Source organism: uncultured Oscillibacter sp., assembly GCF_900546705.1.
Lineage (GTDB): Bacteria > Bacillota > Clostridia > Oscillospirales > Oscillospiraceae > Oscillibacter.
In genome coordinates this window covers 12339-33322 of the sequence record NZ_URDP01000022.1, presented here as the reverse complement: position 1 = coordinate 33322, position 20984 = coordinate 12339, and the positions used below count along the sequence as shown (strand labels likewise).

17 protein-coding genes are annotated in these 20984 nt (G+C 60.6%); 7 read left to right on the top strand and 10 right to left on the bottom strand.

Annotation, left to right across the window (positions count from 1 at the left end):
- The coding region (gene rplQ, locus QZS13_RS06320; RefSeq protein WP_295587027.1) for a 50S ribosomal protein L17 at positions 1 to 254 on the top strand (254 nt) is incomplete at its 5' end.
- A gap of 239 nt (positions 255 to 493) precedes the next feature.
- Positions 494 to 1207, top strand: coding sequence for a polysaccharide deacetylase family protein (locus QZS13_RS06315; protein WP_295587025.1), 714 nt, complete (start codon positions 494 to 496; stop codon positions 1205 to 1207).
- 43 nt (positions 1208 to 1250) lie between these two features.
- Here the strand turns inward: QZS13_RS06315 and secG are convergent, their stop codons facing one another.
- Positions 1251 to 1487 (bottom strand): preprotein translocase subunit SecG, encoded by a 237-nt coding sequence (secG, locus tag QZS13_RS06310; protein ID WP_295587022.1) that lies wholly within the window; start codon positions 1485 to 1487, stop codon positions 1251 to 1253.
- Positions 1488 to 1742: 255 nt separating this feature from the next.
- Here secG and lexA point away from each other — a divergent pair, with 255 nt between their 5' ends.
- On the top strand, positions 1743 to 2333 hold the full coding sequence (lexA, locus tag QZS13_RS06305) for a transcriptional repressor LexA (protein WP_295587020.1): 591 nt from the start codon (positions 1743 to 1745) through the stop codon (positions 2331 to 2333).
- A 101-nt stretch (positions 2334 to 2434) separates the two neighbouring features.
- Positions 2435 to 3628, top strand: coding sequence for a hypothetical protein (locus tag QZS13_RS06300; protein ID WP_295587019.1), 1194 nt, complete (start codon positions 2435 to 2437; stop codon positions 3626 to 3628).
- A gap of 51 nt (positions 3629 to 3679) precedes the next feature.
- On the opposite strand, the gene QZS13_RS06295 is transcribed toward QZS13_RS06300, so the two are convergent.
- The 5 genes from QZS13_RS06295 to sigK form a co-directional block, all read right to left on the bottom strand.
- On the bottom strand, positions 3680 to 5020 hold the full coding sequence (locus QZS13_RS06295) for a Na+/H+ antiporter NhaC family protein (protein ID WP_295587017.1): 1341 nt from the start codon (positions 5018 to 5020) through the stop codon (positions 3680 to 3682).
- Positions 5021 to 5060: 40 nt separating this feature from the next.
- A complete protein-coding gene (locus tag QZS13_RS06290) occupies positions 5061 to 6236 on the bottom strand; it encodes a MalY/PatB family protein (protein WP_295587015.1) in 1176 nt (391 codons plus the stop codon).
- A 220-nt stretch (positions 6237 to 6456) separates the two neighbouring features.
- Positions 6457 to 8514: a sigma-54-dependent Fis family transcriptional regulator gene (locus tag QZS13_RS06285; protein ID WP_295587013.1), complete on the bottom strand. Its 2058-nt coding sequence runs from the start codon at positions 8512 to 8514 to the stop codon at positions 6457 to 6459.
- Between the two features lie 108 nt (positions 8515 to 8622).
- Entirely contained in the window at positions 8623 to 9585 is a 963-nt protein-coding gene (locus QZS13_RS06280; protein WP_295587011.1) for a D-2-hydroxyacid dehydrogenase, read from the bottom strand.
- A 92-nt stretch (positions 9586 to 9677) separates the two neighbouring features.
- Positions 9678 to 10412: an RNA polymerase sporulation sigma factor SigK gene (sigK, locus tag QZS13_RS06275; RefSeq protein ID WP_295587009.1), complete on the bottom strand. Its 735-nt coding sequence runs from the start codon at positions 10410 to 10412 to the stop codon at positions 9678 to 9680.
- A 108-nt stretch (positions 10413 to 10520) separates the two neighbouring features.
- Between sigK and QZS13_RS06270 the strand changes: the two genes are divergently transcribed.
- Positions 10521 to 10793, top strand: a complete 273-nt coding sequence (locus tag QZS13_RS06270) for a GIY-YIG nuclease family protein (protein WP_295587007.1) — start codon at positions 10521 to 10523, stop codon at positions 10791 to 10793.
- Positions 10794 to 10821: 28 nt separating this feature from the next.
- Here QZS13_RS06270 and QZS13_RS06265 read toward each other — a convergent pair whose 3' ends face one another.
- From QZS13_RS06265 to secA, 3 genes are all read right to left on the bottom strand, one after another.
- Positions 10822 to 12357, bottom strand: coding sequence for an ABC transporter substrate-binding protein (locus QZS13_RS06265; protein ID WP_295587005.1), 1536 nt, complete (start codon positions 12355 to 12357; stop codon positions 10822 to 10824).
- Between the two features lie 7 nt (positions 12358 to 12364).
- Entirely contained in the window at positions 12365 to 13180 is an 816-nt protein-coding gene (gene pgeF / locus QZS13_RS06260) for a peptidoglycan editing factor PgeF (RefSeq protein WP_295587003.1), read from the bottom strand.
- A 126-nt stretch (positions 13181 to 13306) separates the two neighbouring features.
- Positions 13307 to 16057: a preprotein translocase subunit SecA gene (gene secA / locus QZS13_RS06255; RefSeq protein ID WP_295587000.1), complete on the bottom strand. Its 2751-nt coding sequence runs from the start codon at positions 16055 to 16057 to the stop codon at positions 13307 to 13309.
- A 347-nt stretch (positions 16058 to 16404) separates the two neighbouring features.
- Here secA and QZS13_RS06250 point away from each other — a divergent pair, with 347 nt between their 5' ends.
- Together QZS13_RS06250 and rlmD are read left to right on the top strand one after the other, a co-directional pair.
- Entirely contained in the window at positions 16405 to 18006 is a 1602-nt protein-coding gene (locus QZS13_RS06250; protein ID WP_295586998.1) for an MBL fold metallo-hydrolase RNA specificity domain-containing protein, read from the top strand.
- Between the two features lie 208 nt (positions 18007 to 18214).
- A complete protein-coding gene (gene rlmD, locus QZS13_RS06245) occupies positions 18215 to 19561 on the top strand; it encodes a 23S rRNA (uracil(1939)-C(5))-methyltransferase RlmD (RefSeq protein ID WP_295586996.1) in 1347 nt (448 codons plus the stop codon).
- A 48-nt stretch (positions 19562 to 19609) separates the two neighbouring features.
- On the opposite strand, the gene QZS13_RS06240 is transcribed toward rlmD, so the two are convergent.
- Positions 19610 to 20947: an MATE family efflux transporter gene (locus QZS13_RS06240; protein WP_295586994.1), complete on the bottom strand. Its 1338-nt coding sequence runs from the start codon at positions 20945 to 20947 to the stop codon at positions 19610 to 19612.
- Between the last annotated feature and the right edge of the window lie 37 nt (positions 20948 to 20984).

Genomic DNA, 20984 nt, shown 5'->3' with positions numbered 1-20984 from the left:
TGGAGACCACCGTCACCCGTGCCAAGGAGATCAAGCCCCTGGCTGAGAAGATGATTACCCTCGGCAAGAAGAGCGACCTGGCTGCCTACCGGCAGGCCATGAGCTTCATCACCCGTGAAGACGTGTGCAAGAAGCTGTTCAAGGAGATCGCTCCCAGCTATGCCGAGCGCAACGGCGGCTATACCCGCATCGTGCGCACCGGCGTTCGCCGCGGTGATGCCGCGGAGACCGCGATCATCGAGCTGGTGAAATAATCAAACCACAGCTGTGGAAAACGCCCCTGTCTGAGAAATCAGACAGAGGCGTTTTTTTGCGTCGGAACAGCAGCGCTTTACAAAAATCAAATACAATATGGAAATTATAGACTATAATATACAAATTGTATTTAAAAATACGCCAGATAAGACATGTCTGGGCGCAGTGATCTCCTGACTTTTCCACGGAAACTCTTTTTTCTTCCGCACAAACTAAACGGGAGAATGGAGGCGAAGAGATGGGAAAGCGTTGGGCGTTTCTGGCGCTGTGTCTTTTGACGGTGGTTGCCGTGCGAACCGCACAGACTGCTGCGCAGATGGTGGACGGTCCGGCGGAGATCCCCGCACAGACTCACTACGTGGCGTTGACGTTTGATGACGGGCCGCAGCCGGATACGACGGCGCGGCTGCTGGACGGCCTGCGGCGCCGGGGAGCCAGCGCCACGTTTTTCCTGGTGGGGGAGCGGGCGGCATCCTATCCGGATCTGGTGCGGCGTATGAAGGCGGAGGGACACCAGGTGGGCAGCCATACCTGGAGCCACACACGGCTGCAAGGAGCCGCCGCAGAGACGATTCTCACAGAGACGGGCCGTGCCCAGGCACAGCTGGAACAAATCCTGGGGGAGGGGCAGTACTGGCTGCGGCCGCCCTACGGACTTCTGGACGAGGGGGAGCGGGCGCTGCTGGACATGCCGCTGGTAAAGTGGTCGGTGGACCCCAGGGACTGGGAGAGCCGCAACACAGGGATGGTGGTGGACGCGGTTCTGGATACCATCCAGGACAATTCCATCGTTTTGCTGCATGATATTTATCCCTCGTCGGTGGAGGCGGCATTGCAGATTATTGATATCCTCACGCCTCAGGGATACCGGTTTGTGACGGTGGAAGAGCTGTTGGCGCTCAACGGCGTGGAGCCGCAGCCTGGGGTGTTGTACCGTACAGGAACGGGATAAAAAAGACGCCTGCCGTCTGGCAGGCGTCTTTTGCTGTATGGGATTACAGAACCAGGAGAATGAACGTCAGGATCAGGAACACGGCGCCCACCCACTTGGTGGCACGGGCCAGCTTGGCATCCATGGTCTTGGCCTTGTTCTTGGCCAGGAAGGAGTCCGCCACACCGCCGATGGAGCCGGACAGACCCGCGCTCTTGCCGGACTGGAACAAAACCACCAGAATGACCGCAAGACCGCACAGCAGCTGCAGGATCGTGATTACCAGAGTCAAAGTGTTCATAGGAAAACCTCCACCATTGATCATGCAAAGGCATGAATTGTCATTTCACAGAACACTATACTACCATAGTTGTCCCAGCATTTCAAGGGTTTTGGTCAAAAAAGAGGGGGAAAATCCGGCGCAGAAACGGCATGACCGCCCATGGAATTTAAGGAAATTCTTCCGGAAATATGGTGGAACAAACGTTGCATTATTGTTAAATCTGTGATACACTTCTTTCATAGATATCAGCACCGGTGGAAGAAGGAGGCGCCTATGGCGGAGCTTTCCAAAATGCAGCAGAAGATCTATGCGTATATCGTGTCCTGTATCCGGGAGCAGGGGTATCCGCCCTCCGTCCGGGAGATTGGAGAGGCTGTGGGTCTGAAGTCTCCTTCTACGGTTCATTTCCATCTCAAGCATCTGGAGGAGGCCGGCGTGATTGCCAAGGGCGCGGGAAAGGGACGTGCCATCACGTTGACTGCACCGCCGGTACCGGAGGACCGGGTGCCCATTGTGGGCAACGTGGCCGCCGGCAGCCCCATTTTGGCGGAGGAATGCATTGAGGACTATCTGACCTTTGACACAGGCGGGCGGAATGACGAGTATTTTGCGCTGCGGGTGCGGGGCGAGTCCATGCTGGGCGCCGGAATTCTGCCGGGGGACTTGGTGGTGGTGCGCCGCCAGCCCACCGCCAACAACGGAGAGATCGTGGTGGCGCTTCTGGAGGACGAGGCCACGGTCAAGCGGTTTTCCCGGAGAAACGGACGGGTATGGCTGCTGCCGGAAAATGAAGCTTACAGTCCCATTGACGGCACTCATGCCCAGATTCTGGGCAAGGTGGCCGCAGTGGTGCGCAGATACTGAAATCCGATAATCCGATTGGATGGGGCACGGCTCCCGGAGCCGTGCTCTTTTTTTCCCTCCGAGGATGGAGAGAACCCGAAAAAAGAGAGAGGGGATCTGAAATGAGTCCGCGGCTTCGCATGTACAATGTGGAATTTGGGGACGCTTTTTTGCTGCTGGGCAGGCGGGAGCACCTGCTGGTGGACCTGGGAAGCATTGACGGGCGGGTGGATTTCGACCCGATCCGGGACGACATCCGTGCCGCGTGCAGCGGGGCGACGCTGTCGCTGCTGCTGACGCATTTCCACAAGGACCACTGGTCCGGACTGCGGAATCAGCCGTCAGCACACAGCCTGCCGCCCATCCGGACAGTGTACCTGCCGGACATTTTCGGACTGCGGGTGCCCGGCAGACAGGATGCGCTGGTGGACAGCCTGCTGGGGGAGCTGCTGGAGGCGGTGATTCTGGACCGGGCGCCGGAGTTTACCCTGGCAGAACTGCTGCGGCAGATACTGCCGGCTGTGGGCGGCCGGGTTTCGCTTTTGCGGCGGGGCGTCCGGTTTACGCTGGATGACACGGATTATGAGGTGCTGTGGCCGCGGCTGGAGCCAAAGGATATCACCCGGAGACGGCGGGCGGCGTTTCTGCGCTTCCTGGAGCAGCTGGAGCGCCGTGTGGAGGGCCCGCCGGAGGAGGGAGTATGGTATACCGTCAATGCCTTGGCAGACGTGCTGCTGCGGGATTTTGCGGCGCGGATGGACTTGCCCCGGCAGCTGGAGCTTTTTTCGGAGCAGGGCCCGGATTATCAGGTGCTCTATCGCCAGGCAGCTCTGCTGGTCCGTCAGCTGCGCCTTGCCTATGTGTCGGACGCGGAGCTCCGCCGGGGAATGCACTACTATGCCCGGACGCTTCAGGAGGACTGGAACAAGGTCAGCCTGGTGTTTCATAACTGCATGCCCTGTCCGGAGGGGACGGTGCTGATGACGGGAGACGTGCCGGGACGGGTACTGCGGCGGCAGGCGGACGGCAGGTACGGGCCGCCTTTTTTCCGGGATGATTACCGGATCATCAAGGCACCTCACCATGGAACGGACTCTCACTTTTGCGACCGGCTTCCGCCGTGTGAGTTTCTGTGCATCAGCAACGGCGGAGGAAACAGCCGTTTTCAGAAGATCTCCCGGAGCTATGAGGGGGTGTACGGGGTTCTGGGGCGCCGGACGGCGCTCCACTGCACCAATGACCGCTGTGAGTATTCCGCAGGTGGATTTCCCTGCCCCGGGGCAGGGGGCTGCGGCCAGAGCAGCACAGACATCTGAAAAAACCGGATGCCCTTTTGGGCATCCGGTTTTTTTTGCAGGGAACGGTTTTTACTTGGCAGCAGCCTGCTTCTTGGCGAATTCCTTCTCCTCGGGAGTACGCAGCAGACCGAACTGAATGGTGATGCAGGTGAAAATGATCAGCGCGAACATGTAGAAGGAGTAGGGCAGGATATCCAGCGGCGTGCAGCCGGCCAGCTCCGTGACAATGAGGATGCCGCCGTCGTGGGGCATCAGGGCCAGGAAGGCGCAGGCGAAGATATCCACCAGGCTGGCAAGGCGCTTGGGGGCGATGCCGTACTTGCCGCCGATCTCCTTGGCGATGGGGCAGGTGACGATGATGCCGATGGTGTTGTTGACCAGAGCGGCGGAGAGCACGCCGGACAGCAGGCCGATGCCGTACTCGGCGCCGCGGCGGCTGCGGATCTTGGAGGTGATAGCGGCAACCAGCCACTCCACACCGCCGTAGTAGCGGACCAGACCGATGATGCCGGAGATGAGCACGGCCACGATGCTGATGGAGAACATGTCGCTCATACCGCTGCCGATGCCCTGGACCCACTCGAAGAAGCCCACGGTGCCCTGGGCGATGCCGATGACGCCGGTCATCAGGATGCCGATGAACAGGACCACAGCCACGTTGATGCCCATGAGGGCGGTGATGAGAACCACGATATAGGGCAGAACCTGAATCACGCTGTAAGCGCCGGCCTCGATGCTGCCGGAGCCGTGGCCGCCCAGAACCGCATAGAGCACGATGGCAATGATGGCGGCGGGCAGGGCCATGAAGAAGTTCATGCGGAACTTGTCCCGCATCTCAGAGCCGCAGCCCTGAGCGGCGGAGATGGTGGTGTCGGAAATCATGGACAGGTTGTCGCCGAAGTAGGAGCCGCCAATGACTGCGGCGCCCACGATGGCGGCGTTCAGGCCGGCACCCTGGGCCACACCGATGGCCACGGGAGCCATGGCGGCGATGGTGCCCATGGAGGTACCGATGGCGGTGGAGATGAAGCAGCACATCAAGAACACGCCGGGGATCAGCAGGGAAACGGGGATGAAGTGCAGAGCCATGTTGATGACGGAGTCCTTGCCGCCCATGGTGGCTGCGGCACCCTGGAAGCCGCCGGCCATCAGATAGATCAGTACGATCATCATAACGCCGGAGTTGCCCATGCTCTGGCAGAATACATCCAGCTTCTCACTGACCTTGACCTTGGGTGCCAGCAGCAGTGCCACGGCCACGCCGGCCAGCAGCGCCACGTGGCGGGGGAACTGTCCGAAGGGGTCCTCGGCCCCCGTCAGCGTAAAGGTGATGCCACATCCGACGTACAGAGCCAGGAACACGATCAGGGGCAAAAACGCGGCGGCGCCAAGTTTCTTTTGGTTTTCCATCTTGCTTTCTCCTCTCTTTATACGCTCTTGTCTATCTGGTTCAGCGGCTGTGAACCGCCTGTTCCATTTGAGTCAGGGCCTTTTCGATGACGCTGCGGGGGCAGGCGGCGTTGAGACGCAGGAAGCCGGAGCCGCCGAATCCGAAGTCGGGACCCTCGCCGAAGGCCACACCGGCCTTCTCCACGCAGAACTTCTTCAGGGTGTCGTCGTCCATGCCCAGCGCCCGGGCGTCCACCCAGTTGAGATAGGTGGCCTCAGGGGTGTTGGGCTTGAGCTCCGGCAGGCGCTCGGCGCAGAAGGAGCGGATGAAGCGCATGTTGTCGCTCAGATAGACCAGCAGCTCTTCCAGCCAGTCCTCGCCGTGGTTGTAGGCCTCCATGGTGGCCACCAGGGAGAAGCAGTTGTTCCGGGCAATGTCCATCCGCTTGAGCTCCGCCACGTAGGCGTCCTTCTTGGCCTCGTCGTTGAAGACGATGGTGGAGGACTGGAGGCCCGCCAGGTTGAAGGTCTTGCTGGGGGCGATGCAGGTGGTGGTGATGGCGGCAATCTCCGGAGAGACGGAGGCCATGCAGGTGTGCTTGTGGCCGTCGAGCATCAGGTCGGAGTGGATCTCGTCGGAGAGGATCTCCACGCCGTACTTGACGCAGATATCGCCCACCTGCTTGAGCTCTTCCCGGGTCCAGCAGCGGCCCACGGGGTTGTGGGGATTGCAGAGGATGAAGTACTTGGCGCCGTCCTTGGCCTTAGCTTCGAAGTCCTCCAGATCCATGGTGTAGTAGCCGTTTTCATCCCGCTTCAGGGGGCTGACCACCAGCTGGCGGCCGGTGTTGTTGACCACGTCTGCGAAGGGATGATAGACGGGCTGCTGGATGAGCACCTTGTCGCCGGGCTGGGTAAACATGGTGAGGATCATCCGCATGCCGGGGACCACACCGGGGGCAAAGGCCATTTTGGCGATATCCGGCAGCCAGCCATTGCGCTTTTGCTGCCAGGCGGCGATGGCCTCAAAGTATTTGGGGGTGCGCCAGGTGTAGCCGAAGATGCCCTGGTCGGCCCGCTGCTTGATGGCTTCCACAATGCACGGAGCCGTCCGGAAGTCCATGTCCGCAATCCACAGCGGGATCACGTTGTTGGTGCCGTAATGCAGCTCCGCCTCCTGGAACTTGGCCGCATAGTTATTGGAGCGATCCACGATTTCATCAAAGTTGTAAGACATGCTTTAATCCTCCTCATCATGTGACGCGTGGCTTGTTGTCTAAATATAAAGCAAAATATATGCCAAAACAGGGAAACGTTAATAATTTGTTAAAGCTTGCCGATTTCAATAGAGAAAAGACAACAGGATGCACAAGATTATTGGGAAGTTTTCTCAAGAAAACTGGATAAAACGAGAAAATAATTGGGTGAACTATTTTAACTTCACCCAATTGTTTAACCTATTTGCAAGAGAGTTGCTGTAACAGCTGCTGTCCTGCCTGGGTCAGCCGGCTGCCGCCGCGGCCACGGGACACGGAAACCAGTCCCAGGCCGTGGAGTGTGCGGAGAATGTCGCGGATCTCCTGCTCTGTCAGCAAAAGACCCTGTTCCCGGGCCTGGCGGAGCAGTGTGCCCCGCCCTATGCCGCAGCCTGCCCGGCCCATGGCGCACACCAGAAAGGTGAAAGCCTCTTCCCGACCCTGGGCGGCCCGCTGGAAGTCCGGCGTTCCGCCGGATGGGGAAGGGGCTGCCGGACGAGGCGCGGCGGCTTCCAGCATATAGGAGGGAAGATCCTCCGCCTCCACTATGTCTTTGCCCAGCATGGAGAGGTATTCCACCAGATTTGCCAGCTCCCGCACGTTGCCCTCCCAGGGATAAGCCCGCAGCACCGCCTGGGCATCGGGGGAGAACTGGTAGGAGGTTCCGTTTTTTTCCATCAGATGGCGGGCGATCAAAAAAAGGTCGTCTCCCCGCTCCCGCAGAGGCGGGATGGCAATGGGCAGGGTGTTGAGCCGGTAATAGAGATCCTTGCGGAACATACCCTGGTGTACCAGTTCCAGGATGTCTTCATTGGAGGCGGCGATAATCCGCACATCCGTTGGGATGATGCGGTTGCCGCCTACCCGCATGAACTCCTTCTCCTGCAGTACCCGCAGCAGCTTGATCTGCAAAGTCTGGCTCATGCCCTCGATCTCATCGAGAAACAGAGTGCCCCGGTGGGCGTATTCAAAAAGGCCCAGCTTTCCGCCTTTTTTGGCGCCGGTGAAGGCGCCCTCGTCATAGCCGAACAGCTCACTTTCCAGCAGTGTCTCCGAAAGGGCGGCACAGTTGATGGCCACAAAGGGCATGTCGCGGCGGCGGGAGGCATTGTGGATGGAGTGGGCAAAGAGCTCCTTGCCGGTACCGCTTTCACCGGTGAGCAGGATGGCCGACTCCGTGCGGGCCATCCGGGCGGCAATCTGCTTGGTGCGCAGCATGATGTCGCTCTGACCGATGATATCGTCAAAGACGTACTTGGACTGATACCCCCGGTGATAGAGCTGGAGGCGGAACTGGTGCTGCCGGTTTTCCTCCTCCGTAAAGCGCTGGAGCAGTACGAAACAGCCGATGGTTTCATCCTGCCAGTTGATGGGGGCGGTGGAGAGATTGATGTAGGTATCTCCCAGCTGGATCAGGCGGGAGGCCTTCTGACACCGGTCGCTCTCTGTCAGCTGCCGGTCCAGGTCCCGGCAGGCAAAGGTCAGTGACTGGCCAATGGCATCCTTTCTGTGCAGGCCCAGCATGGACTCGGCCACGGAGTTGAGAGCGAAGATCAGTCCGTCCCGGTCCACGCCCAGAATACCGGTTTCCAGGGCCCCCATCAGAATGTCCAGATAGGTTTCCGTCTTCAAATTGGCGCTCCAGAGGGAGGCAAGACTTTGACCCGGATCGGCCAGGGAGGCGGCGTAGGTACGGAACTCCTGGCTTTTGGGAAACCAGGTAAACCCCAGGGCCAGGGCGATCTCCATCAGGGTGTTTGCGGAAAAGACCCGGGGTCCCAGATCCAGCACCCGCAGCGCCGTGGGCGGGACATAGCGGCTCTCTCCGGGGGTGATGGCCAGCTCCACGTCCGGCGGGTAGCTGGAGCCGGGATAGACAGGGGTGAACTCGATCTGGGTAATGCCCAGTCGGTTGAGCTCGGCAATGCTCTCAATGGACATTTCCACGCTGAGGTTGACCAGCATGGCCCGGGTGCCCCGGGGCAGCTGGCGGAGGGTATCGATCTCCTTTTTAAAAAAGGTGATGGTGGGGGAGACGACTTTCCGCTCCGGCGGGATGGTGTTCATCACCTGGCTGAATGCGTCGGTGGAGGTAGCGGCGACAATGTAGAGATCCGCGTCGGTGCTCATGGAGGAAAAGTCGTCCTCCTCCACGCTGAACAGCTCCAGGGAGATGTTGGAGCCGAAAAATTCATACAGCCACTGGGCGTATGTGGGACAGGTGGAGGCCGCCTGGGTCACCAGAACCAGTTTTTTCACCATGCATCGGCTCCTTCCGTAAAAATATTGCTTTATTATAGCAGTTTTTCCACAATGACGCAAGAAAGACAGCCCTGGGGCGCCTGCCGCGGCAGGCGCCCCAGGGTATCAGTTGACTGTATTGATGGGTTTTCCGGAGAGAAATGCCCGCAGGTTCTCCGCGGTGCAGTCCATGATGCGCTGACGGCTCTCCCGGGAGCCCCAGGCGATGTGGGGCGTGATGATGCAGTTTTTGGCCTTCAGCAGGGGATTGTCGCCCCGGATGGGCTCGGAGGACACGCTGTCCACCGCCGCGGCATAGACTTTGCCGCTGTTAAGGGCGTCTGCCAGATCCTGCTCCACCACCAGGCCGCCCCGGGCCGTGTTGAGCAGAATCACACCGTCTTTCATTCGGGCAATGGTCTCCCGGTTGATCATCCCTGCGGTCTCAGGAAACAGCGGGCAGTGGAGGGCAATCACATCCGAGGAGGAGAGTACCGTGTCCAGGTCGGTGTATTGGGCGATGGCGCGGCCTTCCTCCGTGGGATGGGAGCCGGTGGCCAGCACCTTCATGCCCAGGGCCCGGGCAATGCGGCCGGTGGCCTGGCCGATGCGGCCGAAGCCGATGATGCCCATGGTTTTTCCGTCCAGCTCGATGAGCGGGTAGTCCCAGTAGCAAAAGTCCGGGCAGCGTTCCCACTTGCCGGCGTAGACCGTATCGCTGTGATGGGCCACGTGGTGGCAAATCTCCAGCAGCAGCGCGATGGTGTACTGCCCCACAGCGGCGGTGCCGTAAGAGGGAACGTTGGAGACGGGAATCCCCTTTTCCCGGGCATAGGCCACGTCCACCACGTTGTATCCGGTGGCGAGAATGGCGATATAGCGTATGGCGGGACACGCGTCCAGGATTTCCCTGGTCAGCGGTGTCTTGTTGGTGATGACGATCTCCGCGTCGCCGATGCGGGAGATAATCTCGGATCGATCCGTGCGGGAGGTGCGGTCATAGACGGTCAGGTGACCGAACTGTTCCAGAGCGTTCCAGCTCAGATCCCCGGGGTTTTCTGTATATCCGTCCAGAATCACAATATTCATGCGGCAGGCTCTCCTTTGTAAAATGCGCGGCACACCTATCCGGCGGTACACGCTATTTGTTAGGATACCATGCCGGACCGGAAATCGCAAGGTCAGGATTTGGGGCGGGCGGCGGAGCTGCCGGAGCGGTGGACGGGGGTGGCCGTCTCCTCCATCAGGGCATGCAGTTTTTCCAGCGCCCGCTTTTCGATCCGGGAGACATAGGACCGGGAGATACCGAAGGACGCGGCCACTTCCCGCTGCGTCAGGGGGAGCGTTCCGCCCAGACCGTAGCGCAGGCGGATGATCTCGGCCTCCCGGGCCGTCAGGTGATCCCGCACCAGCCGGTGCAGCTCCCGGGCGCTGTCCCGGTCGTGCAGGTCGTCAAGCATGGTGTCGTCCACGCCCACCACGTCCAGAAGCTGCAGGGCGTTGCCGTCCTGATCGGAGTCGATGGCGTCCGACAAGGAGACCTCTCCCTGGAGCTTTTTCTGACTGCGGAAGTACATGAGAATTTCATTTTCGATGCACCGTGCGGCATAGGTGGCCAGACGGGCCCCTTTTTCCGGATTGAAGCTGGTGATTCCCTTGATGAGCCCGATGGTCCCGATGGAGATCAGATCCTCCTGGTCACTGCTCTGGGTGTAGTATTTCTTGATAATGTGGGCCACCAGACGCAGATTCCGCTCAATCAGAATGTCCCGGGCTTCCTGATCCCCGTTGGCGTAGCGCTGGAGATATTCCCGCTCTTCCGCCGCGGACAGAGGCTTGGGGAACGAACCGCCGCCGGACAGGCGCAGGGAAAAGAGCAGGGTATTGGCAAACAGCAAAAGCGCGGCTGTGAACATGGGCATCCCTCCGGGAAGAGACTATGCAGGCAGGGGAAGTCCTCATACGAAAAAGACGGGCTGTCCGGCAGAGAAAACCTGTGGTATAGTGTGGTGGGAGGAAAACGTATGGCTTACTATGTGTATATCCTTTCGTGTGCGGACGGAACGCTGTATACCGGCAGTACCAACGACGTGGCAAGGCGGCTGAAGGCGCACCAGAGCGGCAGCGGCGCCAAGTATACCCGCAGCCGGCTGCCCGTGGAGCTGGCATATGCGGAAGAGGCTGCGGACAAGGGGGCGGCGCTGCGGCGGGAGGCAGCCATCAAGAAGCTGACCCGGGCCCGGAAGCTGGCGCTGATTGCGTCAAATCCGGCGGGCCCGGTTCCGCCCGGACCATAAAAAAGAGACACCCGAAGGTGTCTCTTTTTTATTTTTGCAGGTGGATGGTACAGGAGGAGAACTGGTAGAAGGGGTTGGACATGGTGGGCTGAAGCCCGTCTACCACGCCGTCCTGCACCAGCACGGAGGTGGATTTGAAGCAGATGGGAATCAGAGGGCAGACGGTCTGGAGATGGGTGCACAGAGAGTGCATGGAGGTTTTGCGGTCGCTGGCTGCGGCAAAGGAGGTCAGCAGGGCGTCCGTCTGGGCATTGGACCATCCGCCGAAGTTCAGCGAACCGCCGGTGCCCAGCAGGGCGGAGAGGTTCCAGTCCGCCGTCAGCCGCACTTCACCATAGTAGAGGTCGAACTGTCCTGCGGAGAGCGCTGCGGTATACTCTGACCAGGGCAGCGCCCGGACTTCCACCTGCAGGTCAAAGGCGGAGAGGGCCTGGGCAATGGCGGTGGCAGCGGAGACCTTGAAGCTGTTTTCGCTGTTGACCAGCAGCGTTACCGTACGGGTGGAGCCGGAGTTGTAGCCCGCCTGTGCCATGGCCTGGGCAAAGGCGTCGTAGGAATAGGTTTGCTCCAGATCTGTGGGGTAGAGGGATGTGACAGGGGATACCGGAAACTGAGTGGCGGTGCCGTGGCCGGAGAGAAAGGCACTGATGATGGAGTCCCGGTTGATGCCCAGGGAGAGCGCGCAGCGCAGTGCCTGATTATCAAAGGGCGCTTTTTTGGTGTTGAAGCCGATATAGTGCAGCACCGTGGTGTCCGCGTCCTGGAAGTGGATGCTGCCGGTGACGCTGACGGGCTCCGTGCCAATGAGATCGGCAGTAATGAGCTGCACGTCGTGGGAGGTGAACTGATAGAGCATGGTATCCCGGTCGGCAGCGGCCGAGAGGGAGATGGTGTCCACCGGCAGGGCGGCGCCGCCCCACCAGTGAGAGTTGAGGCTCAAGCGGGCGCCCTGGTCATCGCTGACGAAGGCATAGGGGCCGGTTCCCACAGGCACCAGCGAGGATTCCGTCCCGGCCTTGACGATGGGAATGTCCAGCAGGGCAGCAAAGCCCGTGTTGGCCTTGCTCAGTACAATGGTGACCGTCCCCTGGCCGGCGGTGATGGAAGACACCTGGGCCAGCCGGGCACTGTACCGGGCGGAGGATCTGGCCCGCTGGAGCGTCTGGACTACATCCTGGGCAGTGAGGGCACTGCCGTCGGAGAAGAGGACGCCGGTGCGAAGGGTGAACACATAGGTGAAGGTGGCCGGATCATAGGTGTAGCCGGAGCAAAGGGACTCCTGGGGTTCCAGGGCGGTGTCCAGCTGGAAAAGCCCCTCGTACAAAAGTCCGCCCACTACCTGCTGCATCCCGTCCGGACAGGTGACGGGGTCCAGGGTCTGGCCGGAAAGATAAGGCAGGGAGAAGCTGGTGGGCAGGGCGGCGGGAGACTCCTGCTCGGTCTGGTCCCCCAACTCCTCCAGGAGGGTCTGGCTGGTATCCGGCTCCTCCACATCCTGCCAGCATCCGCTCAGCGTCAGTGTCAGCACCAGGGCGGTGCACAGGGCAAAAAACCGTGTTTTCATAAACACCTCATTCATTTGGACAAGATCCCAGGGCAATCATGGCACATTGAAGTCCCCGGGCCTGCCCCATTTTCCGGTGGGACCAGAAGAGCTCCGGGTGGCAGGCGGTGCAAAGGCCGCACAGGTCCACATGCTCTGCGCGTACGCCGGCGCGCAGCAGCCACTGCCGGTTGAGCCCGGCCAGGTCCACATGCCATTTTGCCCCCTGACGGCGCAGAAAGGGCGCGGCGTCAGGGCCCAGAGCGGCGGTCATGGCGGCGGGAACGTCGGCATCGGTTTCAAAGCAGCACGGGCCGATGCACGGGCCCACGGCGGCCAGAAGCTCCGCAGGGTTCGTGCCGAAGTGGGATTCCATGGCCCGCACGGTCTTCTCCACGATGCCGCCGGCGCAGCCCCGCCAGCCTGCGTGCAGAGCACCGGCGGCCTGGTGGACGGGATCATAGAGCAGCAAGATGCCGCAGTCGGCGGAGAACACCGTCAGCGCCAGGGAGGGCTCCTGGGTGATAAGGGCGTCGGCCGTATAGTCCCGGGGCTGCATCAGCCCCTTGCCGGCGTCCGCGGCAGTGCACAGGCGGACGGTGGTCTCGTGTACCTGCTGGCTCAGCACGGTGCACTTCGGGTCCACGGCGATGGCACCGCAGAAGCGGCGGTAGTTTTCCCACAGCTGTTCGGGCGTGTCTCCACGCCCCGGTCCCAGGTTCAGCGTGTCCCGGGGCGGCGCGGAGACACCTCCCTGCCGGGTGGAAAAACCATGGCGAACGCCGGAGAGCAGGGGAGAGGTCAGATAGACGAGGCCGTCCCGGGTGTGAGTCAGAAAAGACATGAAATCCTCCTAATCAGTGTCATCATGCTCCGGCCTTTTCATTGGGGCGCAGGAGAAAGAGGCGCGCCCCCTGCCCTCCGGCAGGAGAACAGGGAGCGCGTACAGCTATTTTTCAATGGGCGGCAATCAGTTGTCGTGGTATTCCTTGCAGGTGCACTTTTTCCACTTCAGGCCGCTGCCGCAGGGGCACAGGTCGTTGCGGCCGATCTTGACGACCTTCTTGGGCTGCTTTTTCGGCGCGGTGCCGTCGCCGCCCACATTTTCCGTGGTGGCCTTGGCCACCCGCTCCCGCTTGACCTCCTCGTCCTTCTTCAGACGGACGGAGTACAGCCGGCGGACGGTCTCGCTCTGGATGGCGGAAATCATCTCCTCAAACATGGTCAAAGACTCCTGTTTGTAGGCGATGACGGGATCGGTGTTGCCGTAGGCCCGCAGACGAATGCCCTGCTTGAGATCATCCATGGCGTCGATGTGGTCCATCCAGTACTCGTCCACCACCCGCAGCATGATGACCCGCTCCAGCTCCCGCATGATGGGCGGCGTGATCTCCGCCTCCTTGGCCTCGTAGGTAGCCTCGGCGGCCTTGGTGAACAGCTCGGTGAAGTCATCCTGAGTCTTTGTGGCAATCTCCTCGGCAGAGAGGGTGAAGGCGCCGGGGGCGAAGTAGGTGCCCTCCAGATCCCGCAGCATCTCCCGGTAGCCGGCCTCGTCCAGGTGGGAGGCCTGACCGAAGGCCAGGGCCACATGGTCGGCAATGGAGGTCTCCATCATGTGCAGGATGGTCTCCTTGATGTCCTTGCCGTCCAGAACCTCGCGGCGCTGGGCATAGATGATCTCCCGCTGCTTGTTCATGACGTCGTCGTATTCCAGCACGGACTTGCGGGACTGGAAGTTGCGGGACTCCACAGTGGTCTGGGCATTCTCAATGGCCCGGGTGAGCATCCGGTTTTCGATGGGAGTGTCCTCGTCCAGGTCGAACTTCTCCATCATGTTCTGGATGCGCTCACCGCCGAACAGGCGCATGAGGTCGTCTTCCAGGGAGATATAGAACCGGGTCTCGCCGGGGTCACCCTGACGGCCGGCACGGCCCCGCAGCTGGTTGTCGATGCGGCGGGACTCGTGACGCTCGGTGCCGATGATGAAGAGGCCTCCGGCGGCGCGGACCTTTTCGGCCTCGTCGGCGATGACGGCCTTGTGAGCGGCCAGCCGCTCGGCGAAGAGCTTGCGGGCCGCCAGGATCTCCTCGTTGTCCGTCTCGGCATAGCCGGTGGCGTCCACGATGACCTCCTCGGAATAGCCGGCCTTCACCAGATCGGCCCGGGCCAGGTACTCGGCATTGCCGCCCAGCATGATATCGGTGCCGCGGCCGGCCATGTTGGTAGCCACGGTGACGGAGCCCAGCTTGCCTGCCTGGGCCACGATCTCCGCTTCCTTTTCGTGGTTCTTGGCGTTGAGGAGGTTGTGGGGGATGCCCTCCCGGGAGAGCAGCTGGGACAGCAGCTCGTTTTTCTCAATGGACACGGTGCCCACCAGCACGGGCTGGCCCTTTTCGTGGCACGCCTTCACCTGAGCGATGACGGCCCGGAACTTGCCGGCCTCGGTCTTATAGACCACGTCGTGGTGATCGTGGCGCTGGTTGGGCTTGTTGGTGGGAATCTCCACAATGTCCAGATTGTAGATGGTGCCGAACTCCTCCTGCTCGGTCATGGCGGTACCGGTCATGCCGGAGAGCTTGTCATAGAGACGGAAGTAGTTCTGGAAAGTGATGGTGGCCAGGGTCTTGTTCTCGCTGTTGACGTTGACATGCTCCTTGGCCTCGATGGCCTGGTGCAGGCCGTTGGAGTAGCGGCGACCAAACATGAGACGGCCGGTGAACTCGTCGACGATGATGACCTCGCCGTCCTTGACCACGTAGTCCACGTCCCGCTTCATGGTGCCGTGGGCCTTGAGGGCCTGGTTAATGTGGTGGGAGAGGGTGGAGTTGGAGGGGTCGGACAGGTTATCCACGTGGAAGAACTCCTCGGCCTTGGCAATGCCCCGGGCGGTGAGCGTGGCGGTCTTGGCCTTCTCGTCCACCACATAGTCTGCGTCGATGTCGGTGTCCTCTTCCTCCTTGTTGTCCATCTGGACCACCACCTGCTTTTTCAGGCGGGAGACGAACATCTCGGCCATGTCGTAGAGCTGGGTGGACTTCTCCCCCTGACCGGAGATGATGAGGGGGGTACGGGCTTCATCGATGAGGATGGAGTCCACCTCGTCCACGATGGCGAAGGCGTGGCCCCGCTGCACCATCTCGGTGGCGTAGATGGCCATGTTGTCTCGCAGGTAGTCGAAACCGAACTCGTTGTTGGTGCCGTAGGTGATGTCGGCGGCGTAGGAGGCCTTGCGGTCCTTGGGCTGGATGTCGTGGATCACCAGGCCCACGGTGAGGCCCAGGAAGCGGTAGACCTTGCCCATCCACTCGCTGTCGCGCTTGGCCAGGTAGTCGTTGACGGTGACGATATGGACGCCCCGTCCGGTCAGTGCGTTGAGGTAGGCGGGGAGGGTGGCCACCAGGGTCTTGCCCTCACCGGTCTTCATCTCGGCGATGCGGCCCTGGTGGAGCACCACGCCGCCCACCAGCTGCACCCGATAGGGACGCATGCCCAGTACACGGTCGGCGGCCTCCCGCACGGTGGCGAAAGCCTCGGGCAGAATATCGTCCAGGGACTCGCCGTTTTTCAGCCGCTCCTTGAACTCCGGCGTCTTTGCCTGGAGCTGGGCGTCCGTCATAGCCTTGTACTCATCGGCCATGGCCTCGATCTTATCCACAATGGGATAGATGGATTTGAGCTCCCGGGAGCTGTAATCGCCAAAGATTTTTTTCATCAGACCCATAAGCGGTAAAACATCCTTTCCGTTTTCAGCTCTTTCCTGAGAAAGGAAAGAAAAATGACACTCTTTTATATGGAATGGAGCCTTGCTCCACAAAAAAGCAAATGTAGCATACCACAATTGTCCCGGGATTGCAAAGAAAAAAGGAAAAATGTGAAAAAAGTTAACAAATAGAAGGGCGCATTTCAAAAAAACGATTGCCGTATCTGAATTTTCTGTGGAAAACGCCATGAATGTCTGCCTCGCCGTCCGGCACTGAAAACGCCGATTGTGCTTTCCAGGCGGCCGTGTTACAATATAAATAATAAAACGATGCCCGGCGCGGGCGCGGATATAAAGGAGGTCTCCCTATGAAGCTGAGCTTTTTCGGCGCGGATCAGTGTGTGACCGGCAGCTGCCACTGCCTGGAGGTAAACGGCAAGCGCATCCTGATTGACTGCGGACTCCAGCAGGGGCGGGACGAGGTGTCCAACGAGGAATTTCCCTTCGCGGCAGGCTCCATCGACTACCTGCTGGTAACCCATGCCCATATCGACCACTCCGGCCGCATCCCCATGCTCATCAAGCAGGGGTTCCAGGGGCAGATCCTCACCACCCGGCTGACGGCGGAGCTGCTGGACATCATGCTGCTGGACTCTGCCCACATTCAGGAGCAGGACGCCCAGTGGAAAAACCGCAAGGGCGAGCGGTCCGGCGCGCCCCATGTGGAGCCGCTGTACACCATCGAGGACGCCGAGCGGGTGCGCCAGTATGTGACCACCTGCGAGTACGGTCAGGTCATCGACCTGTGCCCCGGCGTGGAGGTGGAGTTTGTGGACGCGGGGCACCTGCTGGGCTCCGCGTGCATCGCCCTGGAGCTGACGGAGGGGGAGGAGAAGCGCCGCATCGTCTTCTCCGGCGACCTGGGCAACATCAAGCAGCCCATCATCCGGGACCCGGTCCACTTCCGGGGTGCGGACTATGTGGTCATGGAGTCCACCTACGGCGACCGCAACCACGCCGAGGCTTGGAGCTACACGGACGATCTGGCAAAGATCATCGACGAGACCATGGCACGGGGCGGCAACGTCATCATCCCCTCCTTCGCCGTGGGCCGCACCCAGGAGCTTTTGTACTTCATCCGGGAGATCAAGGACCGGCGCCTGGTGCGCTCCAACCCGGACTTTGCCGTGTATATCGATTCGCCCCTTGCCAAGCGGGCCACCACCATCTTCACCGGGGATCTCCACGGCTATCTGGATGACGACGCCATGAAGCTGGTGAAGGACGGGACCCACATGTTCAACTTCACCAACCTGCGGATGACGGAGACCAGCGAGGAGTCCAAGGCCCTCAACGAGGACCGCACGCCCAAGGTCATCATCTCCGCCTCCGGCATGTGCGACGCCGGCCGCATCCGTCATCACCTCAAGCACAACCTCTGGCGCAAGGAGTGCACCATCGTGTTTGTGGGCTATCAGGGGGAGGGTACGCTGGGCCGCCACCTGCTGGACGGGGCCAAGAGCGTGAAGCTCTTCGGCGAGGAGATCGCCGTCAACGCCCAGATTGTGAACTTCCAGGGCCTCTCCTCCCACGCTGACCGGGACCACCTGCTGGGCTGGATCAAGGACTTCCAGTCCCCCCATCCCCGCCATGTGTTCGTGGTGCACGGCGACCGGGAGGTGGCGCCGTACTTTGCACAGACCTTGACGGGCCTGGGGTTTGAGGCCCACGCGCCCCAGTACACGGAGGTCTACGACCTCATCACCAACACCCAGGTCTCGCCGGGGTATCTGCCCGAGCGCAAGACCAAGAGCTTCGGCGGCGCCAAGGCAACGCCTGCTTACGAGCGCCTGGTGGCTGTGGGACAGATGGTCATGGAGTCCATCAAGCGTTCCAAGGGCCGGGACAACAAGTCCTTGGCCAAGTTCGCCGATCAGCTGCGTGCCCTGCTGGAAAAGTGGGAGAGCTGAGAGAGTCTGCATGGGGCCGAAGGGCGCTGTGTAAGGAGCTATGAAAAAGAGTAAGCGCCTGGCGGCGCAAGGGGAGCACCAGCAGGAGGAAGGATGAGCCGGGCGGCAGAGCGCTGCCCGGACTTCCAGGAACTGCCTGCCTGAATAAAGAAACCAGAAGCGCACCGTTATGCACAAGCACGGCGGTGCGCTTCAAAAGGAGAGAGACATGGAGAAGTTGAAAACGGGCGGCGTGTACACCGGCACGGTGGAGGGTTATTCCAGCGAGGGCCTGGGCATCGTGCGGCTGGACGGAGCGGTGGTGTTCGTGCCGGGCACCGTCCGGGGCGAGACGGTGGACTTGAAGATCACCCGGGTCATGAAGACCGCGGCGGCGGGGGAGCTGGTGCGCGTGCGCACTCCCTCGCCGGAGCGGGCGGAGCCGGAGTGTCCCCACTTCGGCGTGTGCGGCGGTTGTGACTTCCAGCACCTGACCTACACGGAGGAGCTGTGGGCCAAGCGCCGCCGGGTGCAGGACGCCCTGGAGCGCCTGGGGGGCACGGACTTGCAGGTGGAGGAGATTCTGGGGGCTCAGAACCCCTTCCGCTACCGCAACAAGAGCCAGTATCCCGTGGGGGCCGACGGCACTGTGGGCTTTTACCGCGCCCGCAGCCACCAGGTGGTGCCCATCGACCGGTGTCTCATCCAGTCGGAGGTGTCCGACAAGACCGCCCGGGCAGTGGGGGAGTGGATGCGCCGCTACAAGATCAGCGCCTACGATGAGACCACCGGCAAGGGGCTGGTGCGCCACATTTATGTGCGGGTGAACCGGGAGGGGCAGAGCCTTTGCTGTGTGGTGGTCAACGGCCGCCAGGTGCCCCGGGAGCCGGAGCTGGCCGCCTATGTATGCGCCGCGGCGCCGGGAACCGTAGGCGTGGTGCTCAATACCAATACCCGCCGGGGCAACGTGATTCTGGGGGACCGGTACCGCACCCTCTGGGGCCAGGTTTTTCTCATGGACACCCTGTGCGGCCTGACCTTTAAGCTCTCCGTGCCGTCTTTCTACCAGGTGAACCGGGACCAGGCGGAGGTGCTGTACCAAAAGGCGCTGGAGTTCGCGGATCTTACGGGACGGGAGACGGTGCTGGACCTCTACTGCGGCACCGGTACCATCACCCTGTGCATGGCGGGCCGGGCGGGAAAGGTGATCGGGGCGGAGATCGTCCCCGCCGCCATTGCTGACGCCCGGGAAAATGCGGCCCGCAACGGCATCGACAACGCCGAATTCTTCTGCGGCGACGCCGCGGACATCGCTGCCAAGCTGGAGCGGGAGGGGCTGCGGCCCGATGTCATCACGGTGGACCCGCCCCGCAAGGGCCTGAGCGAGGAGGTCATCGCCTCCGTGGCGGGCATGGGACCCGACCGGGTGGTGTATGTCTCCTGTGACCCGGCCACCCTGGGCCGGGACATCAAACGCTTTGCCGGGCTGGGCTACCGGGCCGTCCGGGCCTGTGCCGTGGATATGTTCCCAGCCACCTGTCACGTGGAGACGGTGGCGCTTTTGTCCAAGCTCTGAGCTGGCAATGGAGGAAGGAAGACTGCGTGCGGAGATGCCGTGGAGATGTCATCCGCTTAGTTTGAAGCTCAGCCGACCACAGCGGTTCAAAGCGTGGACGCCATTGAAGAGCAGACACAAAAACAGCGTGATTGCCTCTGTCAGCGGAAATGCCAGCCAAATGCCGGTCATTCCCCAAAGGGCGGATAAAAGACAGGCTGCGGCAGAGATTCCGATCAAGCCGCGGAACAGCGCAACGATAAATGCCTGTCCCGGTTTTTCCGCAGCGCTGAAATATGCGGCAGTCAGGTGATTGCAGCCGGCAAATAGAAAGCCGAGGAAATAGAGCCGCATGCCGGTTTCCGCCAGCTGCTGGAGCTGCGGGTTCCTTTCTCCGTTGAAACACTGCACGAGGTTCGGGGAAAAAAGAAATACCGGGGAAAAGGTAGCCAATCCAATGAAACAGGTCAGGCGGATCCCCTTGTGGTAAAGCTTCTTTGCATCCGCATGTCTGCCCGCCCCATACAGTTTGCTGATCAGCGGCTGGATGCCGTGGGAAATGCCGCTCATAATGGCAAGGATCATTAAGGCAAGGTTGGCAACGACCCCGTATGCCGCAACAGCGATTGTCCCTGCGGAATTCAAAATCAGCAGATTGAAGATCACCAGTACGATGCCGGAGGAGAACTCCGTGATAAAAGAGGCAAGTCCAGCGGAGATGATTTGGAAGATCTCCGCTGGATTTGCACTTTTTATATGGACAAACCGCAGCTGATTCCTGACAGAGAGAAAATGCGAAGCGGATATGCTGATACCGATCAACGCGGCAATGCCGGTGGCAAGCGCCGCGCCGAAAATCCCCATATCCAGCGGATACATAAACACATAGTCCAGTATAATATTGGAAATGCTTCCCAGAAACATGGCGCTCATAGAGCGATTCGGATCACCGTCGTTTCGAACGAACGCCATTAGCAAGTGATTGAGCACAAAGGCGGGCGCAAAACACAAGACGGTTTTTAAATAGGTATTGCACATGGTGAAGGTGCTTGCATCCGCACCTAAAAAAACAGAGAGGGGTCTGGAAAAGAGAAGCCCGATTAGGGCATAGATCAGGCCAACTGCCTCTGCGGCAAAGAAAGACAGGGTAAATGCGGAGTTTGCGTTTTGGTGTTTTTCCCTGGATTTGAAGATCGTGAATCTGGTCGCGCCGCCGATGCCGAACAGGAGACCCGTTCCGTTCATCAGGCCGAATACGCACATAGCCAGATTCATCGCGGCCAGTCCATTGGAACCAAGCCTGTCAGATGCGAAGAAGGCATCTGTAAGAATCGTTCCGGCTGAGCCGATCATTCCCAAAATTCCCAGAGAGATGTACTTCCAAAAATCCTTGTCAACGCGGTTCATGACTGCACCTCCAAATTTTTTCCGTGAGAGATACAAA